Consider the following 22,841-nt stretch of genomic DNA (forward strand, 5'->3'; position numbering starts at 1 on the left):
GATGCCCTCACCCTGACCCTCTCCCACAGGGAGAGGGAACAAACCCTAAAAACGGTAACGCTGTTACCGTTTTGCTTTTACCTACGGTTTACCCACAAACCCAATCGCTTCGTACACCGCTTTCAGGGTTTCGGACGCGCGCGCGCTGGCTTTTTCCGCGCCGTCTTTCATCACCTTCTGCAGGAAAGCTTCATCGTTACGGTAGCGGTGATAACGCTCCTGCAGCTCGGTCAGCATGCCGGAAACGGCGTCTGCCACTTCACCTTTCAGGTGGCCATACATCTTGCCTTCGAAGTGTTTTTCCAGTTCAGGAATGCTCTGGCCGGTCACGCCGGAGAGGATATCCAGCAGGTTGGAGACGCCCGCTTTGTTCTGCACGTCGTAGCGCACTACAGGCGGCTCGTCGGAGTCGGTGACTGCGCGCTTGAGCTTTTTGACGACGGATTTCGGATCTTCCAGCAGGCCGATAACGTTGTTGCGGTTATCGTCAGACTTGGACATCTTCTTGGTCGGCTCCAGCAGCGACATCACGCGCGCACCGGACTTCGGAATGAATGGCTCTGGCACTTTAAACACATCGCCGTAAATAGCGTTAAAGCGCTGGGCGATATCGCGGCTCAGCTCCAGGTGCTGCTTCTGGTCTTCACCTACCGGTACCTGGTTGGTTTGATACAGCAGGATGTCCGCCGCCATCAGCACCGGATAGTCGAACAGGCCGGCGTTGATGTTCTCAGAGTAGCGCGCGGATTTATCCTTGAACTGGGTCATACGGCTCAGCTCGCCGAAATAGGTGTAGCAGTTCAGCGCCCAGCCCAGCTGCGCGTGCTCCGGCACGTGAGACTGAACGAAAATGGTGCTCTTCTCAGGATCGATGCCACAGGCCAGGTACAGCGCCAGGGTGTCCAGGGTGGCTTTACGCAGCTTCTCAGGATCCTGACGCGCGGTAATCGCATGGAGATCGACGATGCAGTAAATGCAATGGTACTCATCCTGCATGCTGACCCACTGACGTAACGCCCCCATGTAGTTACCAATGGTCAATTCACCTGAAGGCTGTGCGCCACTAAAAACGATGGGCTTAGTCATTATTCAATTCCTGATGTTCACTGTGCGAAAGCCCGAGTGCGGGCAACAAATCTTTGAAGTGGTCGAAGACCACATCCGGCTCACTTAATGTGATGGCTTCACCGTAGTTGTAGCCATAGGTTAATCCGACGGAAGGACACCCAGCCGCTCGGGCAGCCAGAATATCATTGCGCGAATCCCCGACAAAGAGCAGCTCCGCAGGCGTTAAGGATAATTTTCCTGCCACCAGCAACAGCGGTTCCGGATGCGGCTTTTTGTTCTGTACGTCGTCGCCGCCCACAATCACGGAGAAATACTTCGCGATATCGAGCGCTTCCAGCAGCGGTGCAACAAACGGCGTCGGTTTGTTGGTCACCAGCCCCAGCGGAATGCCCTTCGCGTGCAGCGCGCTCAGCGTTTCCTGAACGTCCGGGAACAGGAAACTGCCCTCCTCGACGGTCTCTTCATAGAAACGATCGAACAGTTTGCGCAGAATCCGCAGCTGTTCATCCTTAGGGATGTCAGCGTGGTCAACGCTCGGTTTACCCTGCGCGGAACGCTGCGACGCGCGCTCCTGACGCGCCCACGTCAACGCGCGCTCCATCAGGACATCGGCGCCGTTGCCAATCCACGTTACCACGCGCTCTTCCCCCGCAACGGGGAGTTCAAGGGCGTACAGCGCCTGGTCTACGGCGCTCGTTAAGCCCGGCGCGCTGTCGACCAGCGTGCCGTCGAGGTCAAATGCGATACCCCGAATTGCCTGCAATTTATCCATGACTTACCTTCGCCAGCTCACGGCGCATTTCATCAATGACTTTTTTGTAATCCGGTTGGTCGAAAATTGCCGAACCTGCAACGAACATATCCGCGCCGGCTGCCGCAATTTCACCAATGTTATTCACTTTCACACCGCCGTCCACTTCCAGGCGAATATCGTAACCTGACTCATCAATACGACGGCGCACTTCACGCAGCTTATCCAGCGTGTGGGGAATGAACGACTGACCGCCAAAGCCCGGGTTAACGGACATCAGCAGAATCACGTCCAGCTTGTCCATGACATAGTCGAGATAGCTCAGCGGCGTGGCCGGGTTAAACACCAGGCCCGCCTTACAGCCGTTCTCTTTGATCAGCTGCAGCGTGCGGTCCACGTGTTCAGAGGCTTCCGGATGGAAAGTGATGATGCTGGCACCCGCTGCGGCGAAGTCAGGCACGATGCGATCAACAGGCTTAACCATCAGGTGAACGTCGATCGGCGCGGTAATGCCATAGTTACGTAATGCCTTGAGCACCATTGGGCCAATGGTCAGGTTAGGGACGTAGTGGTTGTCCATAACGTCGAAATGGACGACATCTGCGCCAGCCGCGAGAGCTTTGGCGGTGTCTTCACCCAGGCGGGCAAAATCGGCCGACAGAATTGAGGGAGCAATCAAAAACTGTTTCATCCGCTTCTCCTTGAAATGTGTTTACCGGCGGGCAAAACGGCTCAGGGGCGATAAAGAGCCAGAAGTTCGTCCACCTTTTTACGTGTGCCGCCGTTGCTGCTAATGCTACGCCGCACTTTGACCTGAAAATGCTTCGCGGCTTTATACCATTCGCGCGTATCAGGCGTGTCGTGATTCGAAATTAACACCGGAATTCTTTTGCTGACCAGCTTTTCTGCCATCTCCGCCAGACGGGCCTGTTCGGCCGGGCTGAAGCTGTTGGTGTGATAAGCGGTGAAATTCGCCGTTGCAGACAGTGGTGCGTAAGGCGGGTCACAGTAAACCACCGAGTTTACGCCTGCCAGCTCCATACACTCTTCATAGGAGAGGCAATGAAACTCTGCGTTCTGCGCTTTTTCGGCAAAGTGGTACAGCTCGTCCTGCGGGAAATACGGGCGCTTATAGCGACCAAACGGCACGTTAAACTCCCCGCGCAGGTTATAGCGGCACAGGCCGTTGTAACCATGACGGTTGAGATAGAGGAACAGCAGCGCCCGACGGAACGGATCCTGACTCTGATTAAACTCAGTGCGGAACTGGTAGTAAACGTCCGGCTGATTGTTCTCCGGCGTAAACAGTTTGCGCGCCTCTGCGACATACTCTTCGGTACGCAGCTTAACAATGTTATAGAGGCTGATGAGGTCGTTGTTGATATCCGCCAGGATATAACGAGAAAAATCGGTGTTCAGGAACACCGATCCTGCGCCCACGAAAGGCTCGATTAGACACTCGCCTTTTGGCAGGTGCTTTTTAATATCATCGAGCAGGGGGTATTTCCCCCCTGCCCATTTCAGAAAAGCGCGATTTTTTTTCATGCTGACTAACTGATTACACCTTCTCCGGCTGTGGAGAAAGCTCCGACAGCATCCTGCGCTTTAAACATTACTTCAGATCGGCCTGAACCTGATGAATCGGCTTCGCCCAGGGATTTTTTGCCTGAACATCCGCTGGCAGTGCCGCTACGGCACGTTTCGCTTCATCTTTGGACGAATAAACGCCGCTGACCAGCACATACCACGGCTGACCGTTACGGGTCGTCTGATAAACAACATAGTCTTTCAGATTTGATTTCTTCGCCCAGCTGTTGAGGTTGTCATAGTTAGACGAACTGCTCAGCTGCAGCGTGTAATTGCTGGATGGCGCAGACTTCATCGAGCCAACGTTACCTGCAGTTTTGCCTGCGGCGCTGCTGGAGGCTGTTGCCGTGGCTGCCGGAGCCGTTGCTGCAGGTGCCGCTGTGGTTGCCGTTGCTTTCGGCGCAGTCTGCGTGACTGGCGCTTTAGCAGGCTCGCTCACCGCAGCCGTTTCGGTGCGTTTCGGCTGTGCCGGTACGGCTTTCACTTCAGGCGCTTTTACGACTGCCTGAGGTTTGGTTTCACGCTTAGGCTCAATCACCGCCTGCTTACGTTCAGGACGCGTCGCAGTTTGCGTCTGGCGCGGTTTGGTTTCCGTCGCAGCCGTTTGTGGCTGAGCGTTACCACCGCGAATCGGGGCAACGGTTGCCGGCTCAGTTGGCAGCGTAGAGTTAACCACGACGTTATCAACCTGCTGCTGGTTCTGCGGCTGCGTCAGCGCATTGTTCAGATCTCCCTGAACTTCTACGCGCTGCTGGCCTTCAGGCGTAGCAGGTGCCTGACCCTGAGCAGGGGTTGAAGAAACGGGCGGCAGAGAAACATCCTGCGGTGCTGTGGTGTTACCTGCGGTCTGCTCTGCGGAAGTCGCACCCGGTGCAGGCTGTGCGCCATTCGCCTGATTGGTCGCATCGTTACCGGACAGGTTGATGCTCTTCTCAGCGGAAGCAGTTTGCTCGGTTGAGTTCGTTGACGGTGCTTTAAGCGCGGAGCCAATGCCGACAATCAGCAGCACAAGCACCAGAACGCCCAGGCCCATCATGATGTACTGGCGGGAAGCCGGTTTCGGCGCAGCGGCTTTTTTACGTTTACGCGGGCGACGCTCTACAGGCTGTTCGTCCATTGAATCTTCTTCGGACTCATAATCCTCTTCTGCTCGCTCTTCGTGCGCGTTGCGGCTGCGCGAAGGGCGACGATCGTCTGCATCCAGATCAACATCGTCAAAGTTGATCTGCGGCTCGTTATCACGTTCTGAAGATTGACGAGAACGACCAGTACGACGATCGCTGGGATCGGGTTTCAGCTCGTCTTCTGGTTTGAATTCATCCATTTAACACCCCACTCAAAGGCTTATGCTAACGACTTTGCATTTCACCTGAAGCTAAACGACCACCTGCGACAGTGGCCTGACCTTTCTAGTTGTTACGCCTGCTGACAATCAGCGATAGCGCCAAGAACGACATCGTGCGGCACTCCGCCGCGCACTTCACTCTTCCCTATTGCAAGCGGGAGTACAAGACGCATCTCACCTGCCAATACTTTTTTATCGCGCATCATGTGGGGTAAATACGCTTGCGCCGACATCTCCTGCGGCCCGGTTACCGGCAAACCTGCACGCTCAAGCAGCGCAATGATGCGTGCCGTCTCTTCAGGTTTAAACTGCCCCAGACGTTCAGAGGTGCGCGCTGCCATGACCATACCGGCCGCGACGGCTTCACCGTGCAGCCAGTTGCCGTAACCCATCTCGGCTTCAATGGCGTGGCCAAACGTATGCCCAAGATTCAGTAAAGCACGTAAGCCCGTTTCACGCTCGTCTGCAGCGACAACTTCTGCTTTCAGTTCACAACAACGACGAATGCAGTATGCCAGTGTAGCCTCATCCAGGCACAGCAGCGCATCCATATTCTCTTCAAGCCAGCTAAAGAACTCGCCATCGAGAATAATGCCGTATTTGATCACTTCTGCCAGACCCGAAGCCAGTTCGCGCTTCGGCAGGGTTTTCAGACAGTCGAGATCCACCACCACCGATGCGGGCTGGTAGAACGCGCCAATCATGTTTTTGCCGAGCGGATGGTTGACTGCCGTTTTGCCACCCACAGAGGAGTCGACCTGGGACAGCAACGTGGTCGGGATTTGAATAAAACGGACGCCACGTTGATAGCTTGCGGCCGCAAATCCGGTCAGATCGCCCACAACACCGCCGCCCAGGGCAAGCAGTGTTGTATCGCGACCGTGCGGTTTTTGCAGCAATGCGGTAAAGACGGTATCCAGTACCGTCAGGCTTTTATACTGCTCGCCATCGGGGAGAATCACACTGTCGACTTTTACGCCCGCCTGCTCAAGCAGGTGGCGTACGCGGTCGAGATAAAGCGGAGCCAGCGTCTCATTGGTGACCAGCATCGCCTGATCACCCGTTTTCAGTGGTAAAAAGGAAGCTGGGTCGTTAAACAAACCAGCCGCGATGGTGATAGGGTAACTACGTTCCCCGAGAGTAACTGTAATCCTCTCCATGACGCGACATCCACCTTTAATGCTTTTACCCGCAGGCGAGTGTATATAAAGCCAGAATCAGTTGCTTTCCAGCATATGAATAATCTGGTTTGCAACCACTTTAGCGCTCTGGTCGTCAGTACGAATGGTCACGTCGGCAATCTCTTCATACAGCGGATTGCGTTCATCGGCCAACGCTTCCAGAACTTCGCGTGGTGGCGTTTCAACCTGCAGCAGCGGGCGCTTTTTATCGCGCTGCGTACGTGCCAGCTGTTTCTCGATGGTCGTCTCAAGATAGACCACTACGCCACGGGCGGAGAGACGGTTACGGGTTTCGCGAGATTTCACAGAACCGCCGCCTGTTGCCAGAACGATGCCCTGTTTTTCCGTGAGTTCGTTGATCACTTTTTCTTCTCGGTCACGGAAACCTTCTTCGCCTTCTACATCGAAAACCCAGCCCACATCAGCTCCGGTTCGTTTCTCAATCTCTTGATCAGAATCGTAAAATTCCATATTGAGTTGTTGAGCTAACTGACGCCCAATAGTGCTTTTGCCGGCACCCATAGGCCCAACCAGAAAGATATTGCGTTTCTCTGCCATTTTATCGGTACTACTAAGACTATTCGTTAATGGTAATTCCCGCTTCGCAGACACCCAGCGTAGCAGGACATGAACTGAAACCTCATATGCAATAGAGCGAGAGTCAGACTAAAAATTATCTCAATACTCCGGCTTGTTTGGCAACTGATTAAATCACCGCGCCGGGCGCATAAGGTAATAAGACGTAAGTCCAACTCAAATCGGTACTCCTTGTATGCTAATTCATGCCCCACGTCAAACATCTGCAACAAACTGAATGCAAAATCATTGCGGGGATCGTTACCCGTCAGCGAATACCGACCAGACGTGGTGTAATAAACACCACTAGCTCGCGCCGTTCATTATCCTTCCCATCGTGGCGAAAAAGCTGCCCAAGCCAGGGGATTTTCCCCAGCCCCGGCACGCTGTCGCTGCCAGTTTTGTTCTTCTGCGAAAAAATTCCGCCCAACGCCAGCGTTTCTCCACTTTTTACCTCCACTTGGGTTTCTATCTCCTGTTTGTCGATCGCCAGCGTTTCGCCGTCCGCCTGCTGCAGCACTTGTCCCGGCATATTTTCACTGATGTGCAATTTCAGGCGCACGCGCCCTCCCGGTAAGACCACCGGCGTGACCTCCATCCCTAATACCGCCTCTTTAAACTCAACGGAGGTTGCGCCGCTTTCGCCGCTTGAGACCTGATACGGAATTTCACTCCCCTGCTTGATGCTGGCCGGTTGCATATGCGAGGCCAGCAGCCGCGGGCTGGCGATGATATCGACCTGCTGTTTTTGCTCCAGCGCAGAAAGCTCCAGATCCAGCAGCCGACCATTGATCCGTCCGATGTTAAAACCCACGTGGCTGGTGGCGCTGGCGACGGAAAGATCGCTGCCAAGCGTGGTGAGCTGGCCAACCTTTCCCGCGTCAGCGGCGTCGGCGAGATTCCATTTCACTCCCAGCTCACGCAGGCTTTTTTCATTAATGGTCACAATGTGCGCCGCCAGCTCGACCTGTTCGACAGGAATATCCATCTGAGCGGCCCAGCGCTGCAGCGTCTCCACCACCGTCTGGTTATCGCGAATCAGCAGCCGGTTGGTGCGTTTGTCGAGAGACAAACTTCCCTTTGGGCTCAGGAGTTTTTCAGCGTCTTTTTGCAGCTCTCCGGCATCGGCATAGGAGAAAGCGAGGCTGTGAGAAACCAGCGGCGCCTCAAGCTGTCGACGCGTTCGCTCCTGTTCTGAGCGCTCCTGCTGTTCACGCTGCCAGGCCGCGGTATGAACATAAAAAATGCCGCCCTCCTCTCGCAAAACGAGGCCAGCGCTGGTGACAACCGTTTGTAACGCTTGCCGCCAGGGGACGCGCGTCAGGTTGAGCGAAAGCGAGCCGCCGACGTCAGGCGATATCACCAGATTTCGGTTCTCCTGTGCGACCAGGCTCTGCAGCACCTGGACTACAGGCACGTCATCCACCACCAGCGTGACCGGTTTTGGCGCGGCGGCCCACAGCGGATGGCTGAACGCCAGCAGCCACAGCATTATCCGTAAATTCATTCTTATTCGTTCCTTCTCGTTGCCACGTCCATTTTCCTGGTTCACATGTGTCACCCACATCAACAACCAGTTCCGTTTCATTTATGGCTGTTATCGTCCAGCCTGCCGGGAAGCGCTCATGCATTTTCAGGCGGTACCAGCGCTTTTGCCCATCCTGTAAAATACCGATAGCCTGCTGTCCTCCCACCATGCCGCGATAGCGCCACTGCGCCAGCTCGCCAATGGCGCAGGGATCGTCCGGCGGGCGAAACGGATCGCGCATGCCGGTCAATAGCAGCGCTGAGCAAACCAGCAAATATCGCGCGCTATTTCGCATGTTCCAGCTCCAGCCGCAGGCGCAACGCTGTACCTTGTGGGGCAATCGCGAAAGCGGCGATCTGCACATCCCGCTGCGCCAGCCGGGAAAAAAGCGCCGGGAGAGCCTGCCACTCCACCTCCAGCATCAGTTCCCCTCCGTTCTGCAGCGGCTTCCAGTGAACCAGCGTCGCGTTATCACCCTGAAAATCGAGCGGGGAAAACGGCGTCAGCTCGCGTATTTCCGTTGTTTCCGTAAGAAACGGCACCTTTCTGACGACAGGCCATAACGCCGCGTTCGTCCTCGCGTCCTGAATCAGCTGTCGCTGTCGTTCAGCACACTGCCTGTCCAGCGGTCTGAGCAAGGTGCCCCACGCGGCCAGTCCTGCCAGGAGACTCCCCAGACACCAGAAAAGCACCCGATACCAGGGACGGCTTTCGCACCAGCGTTCTAACAGGGTATCCATGCGTTACCCCTCGCTTTTAAGATGGAGGGTGAACATCCAGCGCCCCTGGCTGTCCTGCCGAAGCTCACCCGCCGTTCCGGGCGTAAAACCCGCTATTTGGCCCAGCGCATCGCGCAGAGCAGACAGGGCTGGCAGGGTTATGGCATACCCACTCAACATCAGAGCAGGAGGCTGATAGCGAAGCTCTGTCAGCCAGACCTGTGAAGGAGTGGCGCGGGAAAGGGATTCCAGCACCGGCTGCCATGCGCGTTGTTGACGTGTCTGCGCTGGCTTCTGCGCCTGTGAGGCGAGTTTCTGCCGGGAGGCAAGCGCATGCTGCACGGTCTGCATTCCCGTCAGCTCCGTTTGCAGCGCGTGCAGCCTCATAACAGGGTTTATCCGCAGGCAGAAAATGATCGCGAACATCAACAGCACGGTGCCGACACACATTGCCCCCCAGAAACGCAGGCATCGTGCGCGCCGCTGCTGTCGCCAGGGCAGAAAGTTCATGAGGCTCATCTGGGCACCTCGCTCATGGCCAGCGCCAGCGCAACGGTATAATCAGCGCCGCAGTCCGGTAGCGGGGCCTGGCAGCGCTCCAGGATTTCCCACGGGTCACGTCGGTTATCAAACAGCGCGATGTCATCCGGACCAAGCGCCAGCAGCGCCGCCAGCTCGGCCACGCTTTCGGCTTCTGTGGTAAAGCGGCGTCCCCACTGGTGACGCATCGCCCACAGCCACTGCCGCTCGTCGCGCCAGGCGACGCACGTCGCTGGCGCCACCGCAGGAAGAAGATTCGCCAGCGCGCTGGCATCCGGCGTAATGGCCACCAGCCGCAAACGCAGCGTTTTCGCCAGCGCCAGTAGGGTATCAACCTCGTTGTTTTGCGCGGCGGTCACGTGAAAGGTATTGCTGAAGGTATCCTGCGCGTAATCGAAACAGAGCGTATCGGCAGACATCTCCAGTTCGCGCGCGAGCGCCGCGCCAAGCCATGAGAGCTGCTCGCTGTCGCGCAGCGCAACGGTCGGACGGGGGAGCGACCGTTGCAGGGTGCGTGCTGCCGGGAAAGAGAGGAACACCCGATGGTAGTGCGGCAGCGTTTTCCGCCAGTCGCGTAACGCATCAACCAGCCGTTCTGGCTGACAAATTTTGCCGTCACGAATGATGCCCTCGTCCAGAGGAATCGCCCACCAGCGGCGCAAGCACCAGCCCGACTTCTCCCGGGTCAAGGCGACGATCTGCACCCTATCCTGTTGAATATGAACGCCCGTTTGCCATGTTTTGAAAGCCATGCTTCACGATCTCCTTATCGCCCGTCGGGTTGACGGCTATATCAATGAATCAGGCTTGCCTTTATACTACCGCGCGATTGTTTAGAAACTGCCCAAGTGAAACCAAATGGGAAATCTCCGGTGAAGTTCGTAAAGTATTTATTCATCCTTGCAGTCTGTTGCATTCTGCTGGGAGCAGGCTCGATTTACGGTTTATACAAATATATTGAGCCACAGCTACCTGATGTCGCCACGCTTCGCGATGTGCGCCTCCAGATCCCGATGCAAGTCTATAGCGCCGATGGCGAGCTGATGGCGCAGTATGGCGAGAAGCGTCGTATTCCGCTGACCTTAAACCAAATCCCCCCCGTGATGGTGAAAGCCTTTATCGCCACGGAGGACAGCCGTTTTTACGAGCACCACGGTGTCGATCCGGTGGGGATTTTCCGTGCCGCGAGCATTGCGTTGTTCTCTGGTCACGCTTCTCAGGGGGCGAGTACCATTACGCAGCAGCTGGCGCGTAACTTCTTCCTCAGCCCTGAAAAGACGCTGATACGTAAGATCAAAGAGGTGTTCCTCGCGATCCGTATTGAGCAGCTGCTGAGCAAAGACGAAATCCTTGAGCTGTACCTCAACAAAATCTACCTGGGTTACCGCGCCTATGGCGTGGGGGCTGCCGCACAGGTGTACTTCGGTAAGCCTGTTGAGCAGCTCACCTTAAGCGAAATGGCAACCATCGCCGGTCTGCCGAAAGCGCCGTCCACCTTTAACCCGCTCTACTCGCTCGATCGCGCCACCGCGCGCCGTAACGTCGTTTTGTCACGTATGCTGAGCGAAGGCTACATCAGCCAGAGCGAGTACGACCAGGCGCGTAACGATGTCATTGACGCTAACTACCACGCCCCTGAGATCGCTTTCGCGTCCCCTTACCTGACCGAAATGGTTCGCCAGGAGATGGTGAATCGCTATGGTGACAAGGCCTACGAAGATGGCTATCGCGTGTACACCACCGTCACCCGTAAGGTCCAGCAGGCGGCTCAGGAAGCGGTGCGGAACAACGTGATGGACTACGATATGCGTCACGGCTATCGCGGCCCGTCAAACGTGCTCTGGAAAGTGGGCGAAAGCGCGTGGGACAGCAAAAAAATCACCAGTACGCTGAAGGCGCTGCCAACCTATGGTCCGCTCCTTCCTGCCGTGGTAACGCAGGCCGATCCTCAGGAAGCCGTTGCGACGCTCGCGGACGGTACGTCCGTCTCGCTGCGTATGGACGGTATCCGCTGGGCGCGTCCTTACCGCTCGGATACGCTGCAGGGCGCAACGCCGCGTAAAGTGACCGATGCCGTCCAGACCGGGCAGCAAATCTGGGTGCGGAAAGTAGGCGAATCCTGGTGGCTGGCACAGGTGCCGGACGTCAACTCGGCCCTGGTCTCTATCAATCCACAGAACGGTGCCATCCTGGCCCTGGTCGGCGGGTTTGATTTCAACCAGAGCAAATTTAACCGCGCCACTCAGGCGCTGCGTCAGGTCGGTTCCAATATCAAACCGTTCCTCTACACGGCAGCGATGGATAAGGGCTTGACCCTCGCCAGCATCCTTAACGACGTCCCAATCTCCCGCTGGGATGCCGGTGCCGGTTCCGACTGGCAGCCGAAGAACTCCCCTGCGGAGTATGCCGGCCCAATTCGTCTCCGTCAGGGCCTGGGACAGTCGAAAAACGTGGTGATGGTGCGCGCCATGCGCGCCATGGGCGTCGACTATGCCGCAGAGTATCTGCAGCGCTTCGGTTTCCCGGCGCAGAACATCGTTCGCACCGAGTCGCTGGCGTTAGGCTCCGCCTCGTTTACGCCGCTTCAGGTCGCACGCGGGTACTCGGTGATGGCTAACGGCGGCTTCCTGATTGACCCGTACTTCATCAGCAAGATCGAGAACGATCAGGGCGGCGTGCTGTTCGAAGCGAAGCCGAAAATTGCCTGCCCTGACTGCGATATTCCGGTGATTTATGGCAATACGCCGAAATCCGAGGTGCTTGAAAACAAGGACATGGAAGACCCTGCCGTGTCTCAGGAGCAGCAGAGCGGCGTCGTGCCGCAGCCGCAGCTTGAGCAGGCTAACCAGTCGCTGGTGGCACAGACCGGCGCGCCGGAGTATGCCCCGCACGTGATCAACACGCCGCTGTCGTTCCTGATCAAAAGCGCGCTGAACACCAACATCTTCGGTGAACCGGGCTGGCAGGGCACAGGCTGGCGCGCAGGGCGCGATTTGCAGCGTCATGACATCGGCGGTAAAACGGGGACAACCAACAGCTCGAAAGACGCGTGGTTCTCCGGCTACGGTCCGGGCGTGGTGACGTCGGTCTGGATCGGTTTCGACGATCACCGCCGTGACTTAGGTCGTACAACGGCCTCCGGCGCGATTAAGGATCAAATTTCCGGCTACGAAGGCGGAGCGAAGAGCGCGCAGCCGGCCTGGGACGCCTACATGAAGTCCGTTCTTGAAGGCGTGCCGGAGCAGCCGTTAACGCCACCGCCAGGCGTGGTGACGGTTAATATCGACCGCAGCACCGGTCAACTCGCCAACGGCGGTAATAGCCGCGAAGAGTATTTCATCGAGGGCACGCAGCCAACCACGCAGGCGGTGCACGAGGTGGGGACAGAGATTATTGATAACGGCGAGACGCACGAGCTGTTCTGACAACAAAGCAAAACGGCAACCTCTGGTTGCCGTTTTTGTGTTTGCTCTCTCTCCCGTGGGAGAGGGTTGGGGTGAGGGCATCAGGCCACTACAGTCGCCCCTGCCCCTTCAACCACTCCCGTACCAGGAACAGCGCGCTCACGTTGCGAGCCTCATTAAAGTCAGGGTCTTCAAGCAGATCCATCAGGTGCGCTAGCGGCCAGCGAACCTGCGGCAGCGGCTCCGGCTCATCCCCTTCCAGCGATTCAGGATAGAGATCTTCAGCCACCACGATATTCATTTTGCTGGAAAAATAGGACGGCGCCATGCTTAGCTTTTTCAGGAATGAAAGCTCATTCGCACCGAAGCCGACCTCTTCTTTCAGCTCGCGGTTTGCCGCTTCAAAGACGGTTTCACCCGGGTCGATAAGCCCTTTCGAGAACCCAAGCTCGTAAGATTCCGTTCCCACAGCGTATTCGCGGATCAAAATCAGATGATCGTCGACAATGGGAACAATCATCACCGCTTCGCGCGAAGAGGGGCGCATACGTTCATAAACGCGACGCACACCGTTGCTGAACTCCAGGTCCACACTTTCGACATTAAACAGGCGCGATTTGGCGACAGTTTCAACATTCAGAATGGTGGGTTTTTGTAATGGTTTGCTCATCTTGATGGGTCTTAGCAGTGAGAACTGGCGTTATTGTGCGATATGCCGCACGGTTTCGGCAATGTCAATCGTTCTTTATTTACATTTATGCAACGTACCAGGGATCAATCCTCAATTCAAAACAAATGTCAAGAGGTTGAAATGTTTCCAGGAATTTGCTGATATCGCGCCATAACAGGCTTTGCTATCATCACCGTTCACTGGGATGCGCTTCAGAATGCTCAAGTTCGACTCCATACTTGCCGATAGCCAGCCACAGACTCTCATTCAATGTAAAGGTGCTACTGACTACACCTGTAAGAAGATAAGTAAGATGGGGAAAGCATGAGCACCATTTTGATTGTTCTCGCTGCTATGCTGGCCGGCGCGTTGGTTGCAGGGTGGTTGTACAGGCGCCGCGTACAGCGCCGTTATCGCCTGCCTTTTTTAAACGCATTTGCGGGTGCGAGCACGCGTAAACTCACGCAAGACGAGCGCGATGCGGTTGAAAACTATCTCGAAATCCTGAACCGTACTCAGTTAACGCCTGGGCCAACGGGAGCCACCGCTGCGCCCGTCGCGCTAAAGCTTAATGCGCAAAGTGATACCGTGCTGTGCGTGACGCGCTCCATCACGCGCTATGGCATTACCACTGATGACCCGAACAAATGGCGCTATTACCTTGATTCCGTCGAAGTGCATCTGCCCCCGTCCTGGGAGCAATACATTAATGACGAAAACAGCGTTGAGCTGATTCACACCGATTCGTTGCCTCTGGTTATCACGCTTAACGGCCATACGCTGAATGAATACCTTCAGGAAGCCCCGCGTTTTGCGCTGGAGCGCGCGAGTTCAACGCAGGCGTCCATTCGTGGCGAAGAGACAGAGCAGATCGAACTGCTGAACATTCGCCAGGAAACGCATGAAGAGTATGCCCTGAGCCGACCGGACGGCATCCGCGAAGCCATTCTGATCGTTGCTGCCTTCCTGCTCTTTTTCATCTGCCTGCTGACGCCGGATGTGTTTGTCCCCTGGCTGGCTGGCGGCGCGGTGCTGCTGCTGGCCGGCGGGCTTTGGGGTCTCTTTGCTCCACCGGCTAAAACCTCGTTGCGCGAGATCCACTGCCTGCGCGGGACGCCAAAGCGCTGGGGCCTGTTCGGTGAAAACGATCAGGAGCATCTCAACAATATCTCGCTCGGTATTATCGACCTGATCTACCCGCGTCACTGGCAGCCGTGGATCGCACAGGATTTAGGGCAGAAAACCGATATTGATATCTACCTTGACCGCCACGTTGTGCGTCAGGGGCGCTTCCTGTCTCTGCATGATGAAGTGAAAAATTTCCCGCTTCAGCACTGGCTACGCAGTACGGTCATTGCCGGCGGCGCCGCGCTGGTCTTAGCCATGCTGCTGCTTTTCGTGCCGCTGGATATGCCCATTAAATTCACCCTGTCGTGGATCAAAGGGGCGCAAACCATTGAAGCGACCAGCGTCAACAAACTGGATGAAGCCGGTGTACGCGTGGGGGACACGCTGCGCCTGAAGGGGACCGGGATGTGTAATATTCACACCCGGGGGGCGTGGAACACGCGTCAGAGCTCGCCGTTCATGCCGTTCGATTGTTCGCAAATTATCTGGAACGACGCGCCGCCGCTGCCGCTGCCGGAATCCGAAGTGGTGAACAAGGCCACGGCTCTCACCCAGACGGTTAACCGCCAGCTGCATCCGAAACCGGACGATGATTCGCGCGTCAGCCCCGCGCTGCGCTCGGCCATTCAGAAATCAGGCATGGTTCTGCTGGATGATTTTGGTGACATCGTCCTGAAAACACAGGATTTATGCTCCTCTCAGGATGAGTGCATACGCCTTAAAAACGCCCTGGTAAACCTGGGGAACAGCAAAGACTGGGACTCGCTGGTAAAACGCGCCGAAGCGGGACGACTGGATGGCGTTAACGTGCTGCTGCGTCCGGTGAGCGCGGAATCGCTGGATAACCTGGTCGCCACCTCGACGTCGCCGTTCATGATGCGCGAGACCACCCGTGCGGCTCAGACGCTGAACAGCCCGGCGCCGGGTGGCTTTGTGATAGCAAGCGATGAAGGCAGCGATCTGGTCGATCAGCCCTACCCGCAGGTTGCGCTTTATGACTACCCGGCACAGGAGCAGTGGAGCCAGTTCCAGCGCCTGGCGCAGATGCTGATGCAAACGCCGTTCAGCGCCGAAGGGATTGTCACGAGTATTTATACCGACGCCAACGGCACTCGCCATATCGGCCTGCACCGGATGCCGGATAGCGCAGGCTTGTGGCGTTACATCGGCACCTCTTTGCTGATGACCGCGATGCTGATCGCCATTTTCTGGAACGGCTTTATGGCCCTGCGCCGCTACCAGCGCTCGCGCACCCGGCTTGCAGACATTCAGCAGTATTATGAAAACTGCCTCAATCCAAAGCTGATCCCCTCGTCTGAGAGCCTGATCTGATAACGTCGTTGCGCGGCAAGTTGTGCTACCCTGTCGCGCACGTTTCTTCTGGCTGGAGTTCCCCCCTAATGCATCTTGATATCGCCTGGCAGGAGGTAGATACCGTTCTGCTGGATATGGACGGCACGCTGCTCGATCTCGCCTTTGATAACTATTTCTGGCAAACGCTGGTTCCTGAAACCTATGGCGAGCAGCAGGGGATCTCCCCGGCAGAAGCGCAGGCATTCATTCGTTCGCAATATAGCGCGGTGCAACATACGCTAAACTGGTACTGTCTTGACTACTGGAGCGAGCGCCTCGGTTTGGATATTTGTGCCATGACCACCGCCCAGGGGCCGCGCGCCGTTCTGCGCGAGGACACCGTGCCCTTTCTGGATGCGCTGAAAGCGAGCGGCAAGCGCCGTATTTTGTTGACCAACGCGCATCCACATAATCTGGCGGTGAAGCTGGAGCATACCGGTCTGGCTTCGCACCTTGATTTATTACTTTCCACCCACACATTTGGTTATCCGAAAGAGGATCAGCGGTTGTGGCATGCGGTGAGGGAAGAGACGGGTTTGCAGCCAGAACGTACGTTGTTCATTGATGACAGCGAGCCCATTCTGGATTCCGCGGCAAGGTTTGGCATTCGCTACTGTCTGGGCGTGACCAATCCTGACTCTGGCCTGGCTGAAAAAAGCTATCTGCGCCACCCTGGACTGAACGACTATCGCAAGATGATCCCCTCACTGACCGTGAAGGAGACGCCATGAAAGAAAAACCCTCTGACGGGGTAAGACTGGATAAATGGCTGTGGGCAGCGCGTTTTTATAAAACTCGCGCCCTCGCCCGCGAGATGGTTGACGGCGGAAAAGTGCATTACAACGGCCAGCGCAGCAAACCAAGCAAGCTGGTTGAGCTGAATGCCACCTTAACGCTGCGGCAGGGCAACGATGAACGTACGGTGGTGATTAAAGCCATTACCGAACAGCGTCGACCTGCAGCGGAAGCCGTACTGCTTTATGAAGAGACGGCGGAGAGCATTGAAAAGCGCGAGAAGACCGCGCTGGCGCGCAAAATGAACGCGCTGACGATGCCCCACCCGGACCGGCGACCGGATAAAAAAGAGCGTCGCGATCTGATGAAATTTAAACACGGTGAGACTGATTAACCTCACCCGCACGAGAGATGAAAATGGCCCAACACGACCAATTACACCGCTATCTGTTTGAACAATTCGCCGTGCGCGGCGAGCTGGTCACCGTATCCGAAACCTGGAAACAGATTCTGGAAAACCACAACTACCCGCTGCCGGTGAAGACCCTGTTGGGCGAACTGCTGGTTGCCACCAGCCTGCTGACGGCGACGCTGAAGTTTGCCGGTGATATCACCGTGCAGCTGCAGGGTGACGGCCCGATGACGCTGGCGGTGATCAACGGCAATAACCAGCAGCAGATGCGCGGCGTGGCGCGCGTTCAGGGCGACGTGCCTGAAAATGCAGACCTCAAAACGCTGGTGGGTAATGGCTACCTGGTGATCACCATCTCCCCTGAGGAAGGTGAGCGCTATCAGGGTGTGGTGGGTCTGGAAGGCGATACCCTGGCAGCCTGCCTGGAAGATTACTTCATGCGTTCTGAACAGCTGCCGACGCGTCTCTTCATCCGCACCGGTGAAGTGGACGGTCAGCCTGCTGCGGGCGGTATGCTGCTGCAGGTTCTGCCTGCGCAGGACGCACAGACCAATGACTTTGAGCACCTGGCGACGCTGACCGAAACCATCAAAGCGGAAGAGCTGTTCAACCTGTCGGCGACCGACGTGCTGTGGCGTCTGTACCACGAAGAAGAAGTAACGGTTTACGACCCGCAATCCGTGGAATTTAAGTGCACCTGCTCACGCGAGCGCTGTGCTGGCGCGCTGAAAACCCTGCCGGATGAAGAGATCGACAGCATCATGGCGGAAGACGGCGAAATCGATATGCACTGTGACTACTGCGGTACGCACTACGTGTTCAATTCGATGGATATCGCTGAGATCCGCAATAACGCCTCCCCGGCGGATCCGCAGGTTCACTAAACCTCTTTCCCCTCACCCTAACCCTCTCCCCAAAGGGGAGAGGGTACTTGACCCCCCTCTCCCCTTTGGGGAGAGGGCTGGGGTGAGGGGGAAAAAAACTCCTCCCAAGCTGAATCGTTTTCCTTATGTAACTCTTACGTAATTTTCTTACGTGTATGCGATTACATTCACATTCTTTCCGATAAAATCACCACTCTTTAACCTTTTCGGAACATTTTCCCCAACCAAAAAGCGATTCCTGCGATAATCCGCCTGCGCTGTGACTGGAGTCGCAGCGTTTTCCGTTAGTAAGGGTTTTGTCCAGATGCGTAAATCTATGAGCCCCGTCGCGGTTAACAACCTCAGAAAAACCCTACAATTTCAGGCAGTACATATTGGCTAAGGAGCAGTGATATGCGTGTTACTGGTTTAACCCCGCAAGATCTCAAGGCTTATGGTATTCACGACGTCCAGGAAATCGTCTACAACCCCGACTACGATACGCTGTATCAGGAAGAGCTCAATCCAGCACTGGAAGGATACGAGCGTGGTGTGTTGACGAATCTTGGTGCTATCGCCGTCGATACCGGTATTTTTACCGGTCGTTCGCCGAAAGATAAATATATCGTCCGAGACGAAACCACCCGCGATACGCTGTGGTGGGCTGACAAGGGCAAAGGGAAGAACGACAACAAACCGCTCTCCCCGGAAACCTGGCAGCACCTGAAAGGGCTCGTCACCCATCAACTTTCCGGCAAGCGTCTGTTCATTGTCGACGCTTTCTGCGGCGCTAACGCCGATACCCGTCTCTCCGTGCGTTTTATCACTGAAGTGGCCTGGCAGGCACATTTCGTGAAAAACATGTTTATTCGTCCAACCGACGAAGAGCTGCAGGATTTCACCCCGGATTTCATCGTGATGAACGGTGCGAAATGCACGAACCCACAGTGGAAAGAGCAGGGTCTGAACTCCGAAAACTTTGTGGCCTTCAACCTGACCGAGCGTATCCAGCTGATAGGCGGTACCTGGTACGGCGGCGAAATGAAGAAAGGGATGTTCTCGGTCATGAACTACCTGCTGCCGCTGCGGGGCATCGCCTCCATGCACTGCTCGGCTAACGTCGGTGAAAAAGGCGACGTGGCGGTATTCTTCGGCCTGTCCGGTACCGGGAAAACCACCCTGTCCACCGATCCAAAACGTCGCCTGATTGGCGATGACGAACACGGCTGGGATGACGACGGCGTATTCAACTTTGAAGGCGGCTGCTACGCGAAGACCATTCGCCTGTCTGAAGAGGCCGAGCCTGATATCTACCACGCGATCCGTCGCGATGCGCTGCTGGAAAACGTCACCGTGCGTGCCGACGGCTCCATCGACTTCGACGATGCGTCGAAAACGGAAAACACCCGCGTCTCTTACCCGATCTACCACATCGACAATATCGTGAAGCCGGTGTCAAAAGCGGGTCATGCCACGAAGGTCATTTTCCTGACCGCGGATGCGTTCGGAGTGCTGCCTCCGGTGTCTCGCCTGACGGCCAGCCAGACGCAGTATCACTTCCTCTCCGGTTTTACCGCCAAGCTGGCGGGTACCGAGCGTGGCGTGACGGAGCCAACCCCAACCTTCTCCGCCTGCTTCGGCGCGGCCTTCCTGTCGCTGCACCCGACGCAGTACGCTGAAGTGCTGGTGAAACGCATGCAGGCATCCGGCGCGCAGGCATACCTGGTGAACACCGGCTGGAACGGTACCGGCAAACGTATCTCCATCAAAGATACCCGCGCGATTATCGACGCCATTCTGGATGGTTCTCTGGACGACGCCGAAACCTTCACGCTGCCGATGTTTGACCTGGCGATCCCTACGTCGCTGCCGGGTGTGGATCCGCATATCCTCGACCCGCGCAACACGTACGGTTCTCCAGAGCAGTGGCGCGAGAAGGCGGAATCGCTGGCGAAGCTGTTTATCGAGAACTTCGAGAAGTATACCGATACCCCGGCGGGTGCTGCGCTGGTGAGCGCGGGACCGAAGCTGTAGGTCAAAGCAAAAAGGCAACGAAAGTTGCCTTTTTTAATGTTTTCTCCCTCTCCCGTGGGAGAGGGCCGGGGTGAGGGCATCAGGCCGCACCTTTTTTTAACCCTCTTTCACCTGCCCCCGCGTCACGGGGACCGGCAGCCAGGCGCGAATGCTCAGCCCACCCCGCTCGCTGGTGCCAATCTCCAGCAGTCCGTTGTGGTTATCGATAATACGCTGAACAATCGCCAGGCCTAAGCCCGTGCCGCTGGTGCTGCGAGCGCTGTCGCCGCGCACAAACGGCTGGAACAGATGCTTACGCTGCTCGGGCTTGATGCCCGGACCGTCGTCTTCCACCTGGAACCAGGCGCGGTTGAGTTCAGACCCGCTGCTGACTTTGATCCAGCCGTTACCGTAGCGCGCCGCGTTGACCACCATGTTCGCCACCGCACGCTTGATAGAAAGCGGGTGCATGCGTACCTCAATTTCACCCGCCTGCAGGTCGGTATCAATCTCGCGCTCGTAGCCGCTTTCCGCCGCCACCACTTCGCCCAGCACCGCGTTCAGATCCGCCATCTCCATCGGCATCTCTTGCCCGGTGCGCAGGTAGTCGATGAACTGCTCGATGATGGCGTTACACTCTTCGATATCCTTGTTAATGGACTCGGCGAGATAACCGTCCTCTTCCCCCATCATCTCCGTCGCCAGACGAATACGCGTTAGCGGCGTGCGCAGGTCATGGCTTACGCCCGCCATCAGCAGCGTACGGTCATCCGCCAGCTGCTTCACGCCTGCCGCCATATGGTTAAACGCGCGCGTCACCGAACGGACTTCCGAGGCGCCATACTCGCGCAGCGGAGGTGGAATAATCCCTTTACCGACCTGCAGCGCAGCGTGCTCCAGGTCGACCAGCGGTCGGTTCTGTATACGGATAAATAGCCACGCGCCGCCTATCGCCAGCAGCATAATCGCCAGGGTGTAGCGGAACAGCGGCGAGAAGTCGCCCTGATGGATTTCGGTCAGCGGAACGCGCACCCAGATATTGGGTGACAGCCAGGTTTTCAGCCAGACGACGGGCGAGCTTTTGTTGACCTCAACGCGCACTTCCGTTGGGCCGCCCAGCTGCTGCGCCATCTGCTGGCTGAGGAATTCGTAGTGCTGCGCCCAGCGCAGGCCAGCGTCTTCCGCCGCTTCGTTGGAGTAGAGCGAAATGCCCAGCTCACGGTAGATTTCACGGCGAAACGCCGGGGGAACGACGAGCTGCGTGCCGTCCTCCAGCTGCAGTTTGTCGGTCATCAGCATACGGACTTCGTAGGCCAGGACCTTATTAAACTGCTGGAGGCTCGGCAGGATCGCAAAGTTCAGCACCACCAGATAGGTCGTCACCAGGCTGACGAACAGCAGGGTGACGATCAGCAACAGGGTGCGGGCAAACGAGCTACGCGGCGAGAAGCGCATTCGCCTCATGCTTTAGAGCCGTCCGGGACGAACACGTAGCCCAGACCCCATACGGTCTGAATATAACGAGGATGCGCAGGATCTTCTTCCACCATGCGGCGCAGGCGGGAGATCTGCACGTCAATGGAGCGTTCCATTGCGGAGTATTCGCGACCGCGCGCCAGGTTCATCAGCTTGTCACGGGAAAGCGGTTCACGCGGGTGGCTGACCAGCGCTTTCAGAACCGCAAACTCGCCGCTGGTGAGCGGCATTGGCTCGTCTTCACGGAACATCTCGCGCGTGCCGAGGTTCAGCTTGAACTTGCCGAAGGCAATGACGGCTTCTTCCTGAGACGGTGCCCCAGGCAGTTCGTTCGCCTGACGGCGCAGCACAGCGCGAATACGCGCCAGCAGTTCACGCGGGTTAAACGGTTTTGGAATGTAGTCATCTGCGCCGATTTCGAGGCCGACGATACGGTCAACTTCCTCACCCTTCGCCGTCACCATAATGATCGGCATCGGGTTGCTCTGGCTGCGCAGACGGCGGCAAATAGAAAGCCCGTCTTCGCCAGGCAGCATCAGGTCGAGAACCATCAGGTGGAAAGATTCACGGGTCAGCAGACGGTCCATCTGCTCAGCGTTCGCGACGCTACGAACCTGGAAGCCCTGCTCGGTCAGATAACGCTCCAGCAGCGCGCGCAGGCGCATGTCGTCATCCACGACCAGAATTTTGTAGTTCTCTTGCATTGTGTGTACTCCCAAAGGTTCGGATAGTCTTTGTAACAGCGTATTCTAAAAAAGTGCACGTATTCGACCAGTTAATTCTGGTATAAATTCTAGTCGAAATTGTTACAAAGCATATTTAACAGCAGCTTATCTGCTCATTTCATCACATAAATCATTATTAATCCTGTCTGTTACACTGTGCGGTACGTATTGTGCGCAAGACAGTTAACCGGCAGGCAGCAAAGGCTTTACCATGAAAACGCCCCTGATCACCCGCGAAGGGTACGAAAAGCTCAAAAAAGAGATGGATTACCTCTGGCGCGAAGAGCGTCCTGAAGTAACCAAAAAGGTGACCTGGGCGGCAAGCCTGGGCGATCGCAGCGAAAACGCTGACTACCAGTACAACAAAAAGCGGCTGCGCGAAATTGACCGCCGGGTTCGCTATCTGACGAAGTGTCTCGAGAATCTCAAAATTGTCGATTACTCCCCGCAGCAGGAGGGCAAAGTGTTCTTCGGCGCGTGGGTGGAAATTGAAAACGACGATGGCGACACTCTGCGTTTTCGCATTGTCGGCTACGATGAAATTTTTGGTCGTAAGGACTACATCTCCATCGACTCCCCGATGGCTCGCGCGCTGCTCAAAAAGGAAGTGGGCGATCTGGCCGTCGTTCAGACTCCAGCCGGTGAAGCCAGCTGGTACGTCAATGAGATCGTCTACGTAAAATAGTCCGAGAGCGCCCTCCCCGGCTGGCATTTTGCCGTGTCAGCCCGTATAACTATCCCCTGATTTTTCGACTCAACAGATGATA

22 protein-coding genes are annotated in these 22,841 nt (G+C 56.5%); 7 read left to right on the forward strand and 15 right to left on the reverse strand.

Annotated features, from left to right (window positions below; all coding sequences use genetic code 11):
- Positions 1 to 81 precede the first annotated feature (81 nt).
- The 12 genes from trpS to pilM all read right to left on the reverse strand — a co-directional run bounded on the left by trpS (position 82) and on the right by pilM (position 10,047).
- On the reverse strand, positions 82 to 1,086 hold the full coding sequence (trpS, locus tag HB664_RS01485; RefSeq protein WP_023309477.1) for a tryptophan--tRNA ligase: 1,005 nt from the start codon (positions 1,084 to 1,086) through the stop codon (positions 82 to 84).
- Entirely contained in the window at positions 1,079 to 1,840 is a 762-nt protein-coding gene (gene gph / locus HB664_RS01490; RefSeq protein ID WP_033146807.1) for a phosphoglycolate phosphatase, read from the reverse strand. The genes trpS and gph overlap by 8 nt, the downstream gene beginning before the upstream one ends.
- Positions 1,833 to 2,510, reverse strand: a complete 678-nt coding sequence (rpe, locus tag HB664_RS01495; RefSeq protein WP_024907923.1) for a ribulose-phosphate 3-epimerase — start codon at positions 2,508 to 2,510, stop codon at positions 1,833 to 1,835. Before rpe ends, gph begins: the two co-directional genes overlap by 8 nt.
- A 41-nt stretch (positions 2,511 to 2,551) precedes the next feature.
- Positions 2,552 to 3,364, reverse strand: a complete 813-nt coding sequence (gene dam, locus HB664_RS01500) for an adenine-specific DNA-methyltransferase (protein ID WP_033146808.1) — start codon at positions 3,362 to 3,364, stop codon at positions 2,552 to 2,554.
- A 67-nt stretch (positions 3,365 to 3,431) separates the two neighbouring features.
- On the reverse strand, positions 3,432 to 4,730 hold the full coding sequence (gene damX / locus HB664_RS01505) for a cell division protein DamX (protein ID WP_033146809.1): 1,299 nt from the start codon (positions 4,728 to 4,730) through the stop codon (positions 3,432 to 3,434).
- Positions 4,731 to 4,822: 92 nt separating this feature from the next.
- Positions 4,823 to 5,911 carry a 3-dehydroquinate synthase gene (gene aroB, locus HB664_RS01510; RefSeq protein WP_219940289.1) on the reverse strand — a complete coding sequence of 363 codons (1,089 nt, stop codon included), beginning with the start codon at positions 5,909 to 5,911 and terminating at the stop codon, positions 4,823 to 4,825.
- Between the two features lie 57 nt (positions 5,912 to 5,968).
- The gene (gene aroK / locus HB664_RS01515; RefSeq protein ID WP_003861630.1) at positions 5,969 to 6,490 is read right to left on the reverse strand and encodes a shikimate kinase AroK; all 522 of its coding nucleotides are present in this window, start codon (positions 6,488 to 6,490) and stop codon (positions 5,969 to 5,971) included.
- Positions 6,491 to 6,776: 286 nt separating this feature from the next.
- The gene (gene hofQ, locus HB664_RS01520; RefSeq protein WP_223862645.1) at positions 6,777 to 8,000 is read right to left on the reverse strand and encodes a DNA uptake porin HofQ; all 1,224 of its coding nucleotides are present in this window, start codon (positions 7,998 to 8,000) and stop codon (positions 6,777 to 6,779) included.
- Positions 7,927 to 8,331 carry a HofP DNA utilization family protein gene (locus tag HB664_RS01525; protein ID WP_143347647.1) on the reverse strand — a complete coding sequence of 135 codons (405 nt, stop codon included), beginning with the start codon at positions 8,329 to 8,331 and terminating at the stop codon, positions 7,927 to 7,929. Before HB664_RS01525 ends, hofQ begins: the two co-directional genes overlap by 74 nt.
- A complete protein-coding gene (locus HB664_RS01530) occupies positions 8,321 to 8,776 on the reverse strand; it encodes a HofO (RefSeq protein ID WP_143347648.1) in 456 nt (151 codons plus the stop codon). The genes HB664_RS01525 and HB664_RS01530 overlap by 11 nt, the downstream gene beginning before the upstream one ends.
- A 3-nt stretch (positions 8,777 to 8,779) precedes the next feature.
- Complete coding sequence (locus tag HB664_RS01535; RefSeq protein WP_047059815.1) at positions 8,780 to 9,274, reverse strand: PilN domain-containing protein; 495 nt, start codon at positions 9,272 to 9,274, stop codon at positions 8,780 to 8,782.
- Positions 9,271 to 10,047 (reverse strand): pilus assembly protein PilM, encoded by a 777-nt coding sequence (gene pilM / locus HB664_RS01540; protein WP_143347649.1) that lies wholly within the window; start codon positions 10,045 to 10,047, stop codon positions 9,271 to 9,273. Before pilM ends, HB664_RS01535 begins: the two co-directional genes overlap by 4 nt.
- A gap of 120 nt (positions 10,048 to 10,167) precedes the next feature.
- Between pilM and mrcA the strand changes: the two genes are divergently transcribed.
- Positions 10,168 to 12,720, forward strand: a complete 2,553-nt coding sequence (gene mrcA, locus HB664_RS01545) for a peptidoglycan glycosyltransferase/peptidoglycan DD-transpeptidase MrcA (protein WP_094934889.1) — start codon at positions 10,168 to 10,170, stop codon at positions 12,718 to 12,720.
- An 88-nt stretch (positions 12,721 to 12,808) separates the two neighbouring features.
- Here mrcA and nudE read toward each other — a convergent pair whose 3' ends face one another.
- Complete coding sequence (gene nudE / locus HB664_RS01550; protein WP_008503041.1) at positions 12,809 to 13,369, reverse strand: ADP compounds hydrolase NudE; 561 nt, start codon at positions 13,367 to 13,369, stop codon at positions 12,809 to 12,811.
- A gap of 324 nt (positions 13,370 to 13,693) precedes the next feature.
- On the opposite strand from nudE, the gene HB664_RS01555 reads away from it, so the two are divergent.
- The 5 genes from HB664_RS01555 to pckA all read left to right on the forward strand — a co-directional run bounded on the left by HB664_RS01555 (position 13,694) and on the right by pckA (position 19,894).
- The gene (locus HB664_RS01555; RefSeq protein WP_219940290.1) at positions 13,694 to 15,829 is read left to right on the forward strand and encodes an intracellular growth attenuator family protein; all 2,136 of its coding nucleotides are present in this window, start codon (positions 13,694 to 13,696) and stop codon (positions 15,827 to 15,829) included.
- A 68-nt stretch (positions 15,830 to 15,897) separates the two neighbouring features.
- Positions 15,898 to 16,581 carry a GMP/IMP nucleotidase gene (yrfG, locus tag HB664_RS01560; protein WP_219940291.1) on the forward strand — a complete coding sequence of 228 codons (684 nt, stop codon included), beginning with the start codon at positions 15,898 to 15,900 and terminating at the stop codon, positions 16,579 to 16,581.
- Positions 16,578 to 16,979: a ribosome-associated heat shock protein Hsp15 gene (gene hslR, locus HB664_RS01565; protein ID WP_029740483.1), complete on the forward strand. Its 402-nt coding sequence runs from the start codon at positions 16,578 to 16,580 to the stop codon at positions 16,977 to 16,979. The genes yrfG and hslR overlap by 4 nt, the downstream gene beginning before the upstream one ends.
- A gap of 17 nt (positions 16,980 to 16,996) precedes the next feature.
- A complete protein-coding gene (gene hslO, locus HB664_RS01570) occupies positions 16,997 to 17,881 on the forward strand; it encodes an Hsp33 family molecular chaperone HslO (protein WP_161495995.1) in 885 nt (294 codons plus the stop codon).
- Between the two features lie 393 nt (positions 17,882 to 18,274).
- Positions 18,275 to 19,894 carry a phosphoenolpyruvate carboxykinase (ATP) gene (gene pckA / locus HB664_RS01575; protein ID WP_219940292.1) on the forward strand — a complete coding sequence of 540 codons (1,620 nt, stop codon included), beginning with the start codon at positions 18,275 to 18,277 and terminating at the stop codon, positions 19,892 to 19,894.
- A 96-nt stretch (positions 19,895 to 19,990) separates the two neighbouring features.
- Here pckA and envZ read toward each other — a convergent pair whose 3' ends face one another.
- Together envZ and ompR are read right to left on the reverse strand one after the other, a co-directional pair.
- Positions 19,991 to 21,337 (reverse strand): two-component system sensor histidine kinase EnvZ, encoded by a 1,347-nt coding sequence (gene envZ / locus HB664_RS01580; RefSeq protein WP_219940293.1) that lies wholly within the window; start codon positions 21,335 to 21,337, stop codon positions 19,991 to 19,993.
- On the reverse strand, positions 21,334 to 22,053 hold the full coding sequence (gene ompR, locus HB664_RS01585) for a two-component system response regulator OmpR (RefSeq protein WP_001157751.1): 720 nt from the start codon (positions 22,051 to 22,053) through the stop codon (positions 21,334 to 21,336). The genes envZ and ompR overlap by 4 nt, the downstream gene beginning before the upstream one ends.
- A 232-nt stretch (positions 22,054 to 22,285) precedes the next feature.
- On the opposite strand from ompR, the gene greB reads away from it, so the two are divergent.
- Entirely contained in the window at positions 22,286 to 22,759 is a 474-nt protein-coding gene (gene greB, locus HB664_RS01590) for a transcription elongation factor GreB (protein ID WP_014885539.1), read from the forward strand.
- The last annotated feature ends 82 nt before the right edge of the window (positions 22,760 to 22,841 follow it).

It is taken from the genome of Enterobacter sp. DNB-S2, from assembly GCF_019443845.1.
Taxonomy (GTDB): domain Bacteria; phylum Pseudomonadota; class Gammaproteobacteria; order Enterobacterales; family Enterobacteriaceae; genus Enterobacter; species Enterobacter asburiae_B.

Bases quoted from the DNA above. Each gene is read 5' to 3' on its own strand.
- yrfG (WP_219940291.1), top strand. From the start codon at position 15,898: ATGCATCTTGATATCGCCTGGCAGGAGGTAGATACCGTTCTGCTGGAT.
- HB664_RS01525 (WP_143347647.1), bottom strand. From the start codon at position 8,331: ATGCGAAATAGCGCGCGATATTTGCTGGTTTGCTCAGCGCTGCTATTG.
- HB664_RS01530 (WP_143347648.1), bottom strand. From the start codon at position 8,776: ATGGATACCCTGTTAGAACGCTGGTGCGAAAGCCGTCCCTGGTATCGG.
- aroK (WP_003861630.1), bottom strand. From the start codon at position 6,490: ATGGCAGAGAAACGCAATATCTTTCTGGTTGGGCCTATGGGTGCCGGC.
- hslO (WP_161495995.1), top strand. From the start codon at position 16,997: ATGAAAATGGCCCAACACGACCAATTACACCGCTATCTGTTTGAACAA.
- hofQ (WP_223862645.1), bottom strand. From the start codon at position 8,000: ATGCTGTGGCTGCTGGCGTTCAGCCATCCGCTGTGGGCCGCCGCGCCA.
- HB664_RS01535 (WP_047059815.1), bottom strand. From the start codon at position 9,274: ATGAGCCTCATGAACTTTCTGCCCTGGCGACAGCAGCGGCGCGCACGA.
- gph (WP_033146807.1), bottom strand. From the start codon at position 1,840: ATGGATAAATTGCAGGCAATTCGGGGTATCGCATTTGACCTCGACGGC.
- pckA (WP_219940292.1), top strand. From the start codon at position 18,275: ATGCGTGTTACTGGTTTAACCCCGCAAGATCTCAAGGCTTATGGTATT.
- aroB (WP_219940289.1), bottom strand. From the start codon at position 5,911: ATGGAGAGGATTACAGTTACTCTCGGGGAACGTAGTTACCCTATCACC.
- pilM (WP_143347649.1), bottom strand. From the start codon at position 10,047: ATGGCTTTCAAAACATGGCAAACGGGCGTTCATATTCAACAGGATAGG.
- ompR (WP_001157751.1), bottom strand. From the start codon at position 22,053: ATGCAAGAGAACTACAAAATTCTGGTCGTGGATGACGACATGCGCCTG.
- greB (WP_014885539.1), top strand. From the start codon at position 22,286: ATGAAAACGCCCCTGATCACCCGCGAAGGGTACGAAAAGCTCAAAAAA.
- trpS (WP_023309477.1), bottom strand. From the start codon at position 1,086: ATGACTAAGCCCATCGTTTTTAGTGGCGCACAGCCTTCAGGTGAATTG.
- rpe (WP_024907923.1), bottom strand. From the start codon at position 2,510: ATGAAACAGTTTTTGATTGCTCCCTCAATTCTGTCGGCCGATTTTGCC.
- damX (WP_033146809.1), bottom strand. From the start codon at position 4,730: ATGGATGAATTCAAACCAGAAGACGAGCTGAAACCCGATCCCAGCGAT.
- hslR (WP_029740483.1), top strand. From the start codon at position 16,578: ATGAAAGAAAAACCCTCTGACGGGGTAAGACTGGATAAATGGCTGTGG.
- nudE (WP_008503041.1), bottom strand. From the start codon at position 13,369: ATGAGCAAACCATTACAAAAACCCACCATTCTGAATGTTGAAACTGTC.
- HB664_RS01555 (WP_219940290.1), top strand. From the start codon at position 13,694: ATGAGCACCATTTTGATTGTTCTCGCTGCTATGCTGGCCGGCGCGTTG.
- envZ (WP_219940293.1), bottom strand. From the start codon at position 21,337: ATGAGGCGAATGCGCTTCTCGCCGCGTAGCTCGTTTGCCCGCACCCTG.
- dam (WP_033146808.1), bottom strand. From the start codon at position 3,364: ATGAAAAAAAATCGCGCTTTTCTGAAATGGGCAGGGGGGAAATACCCC.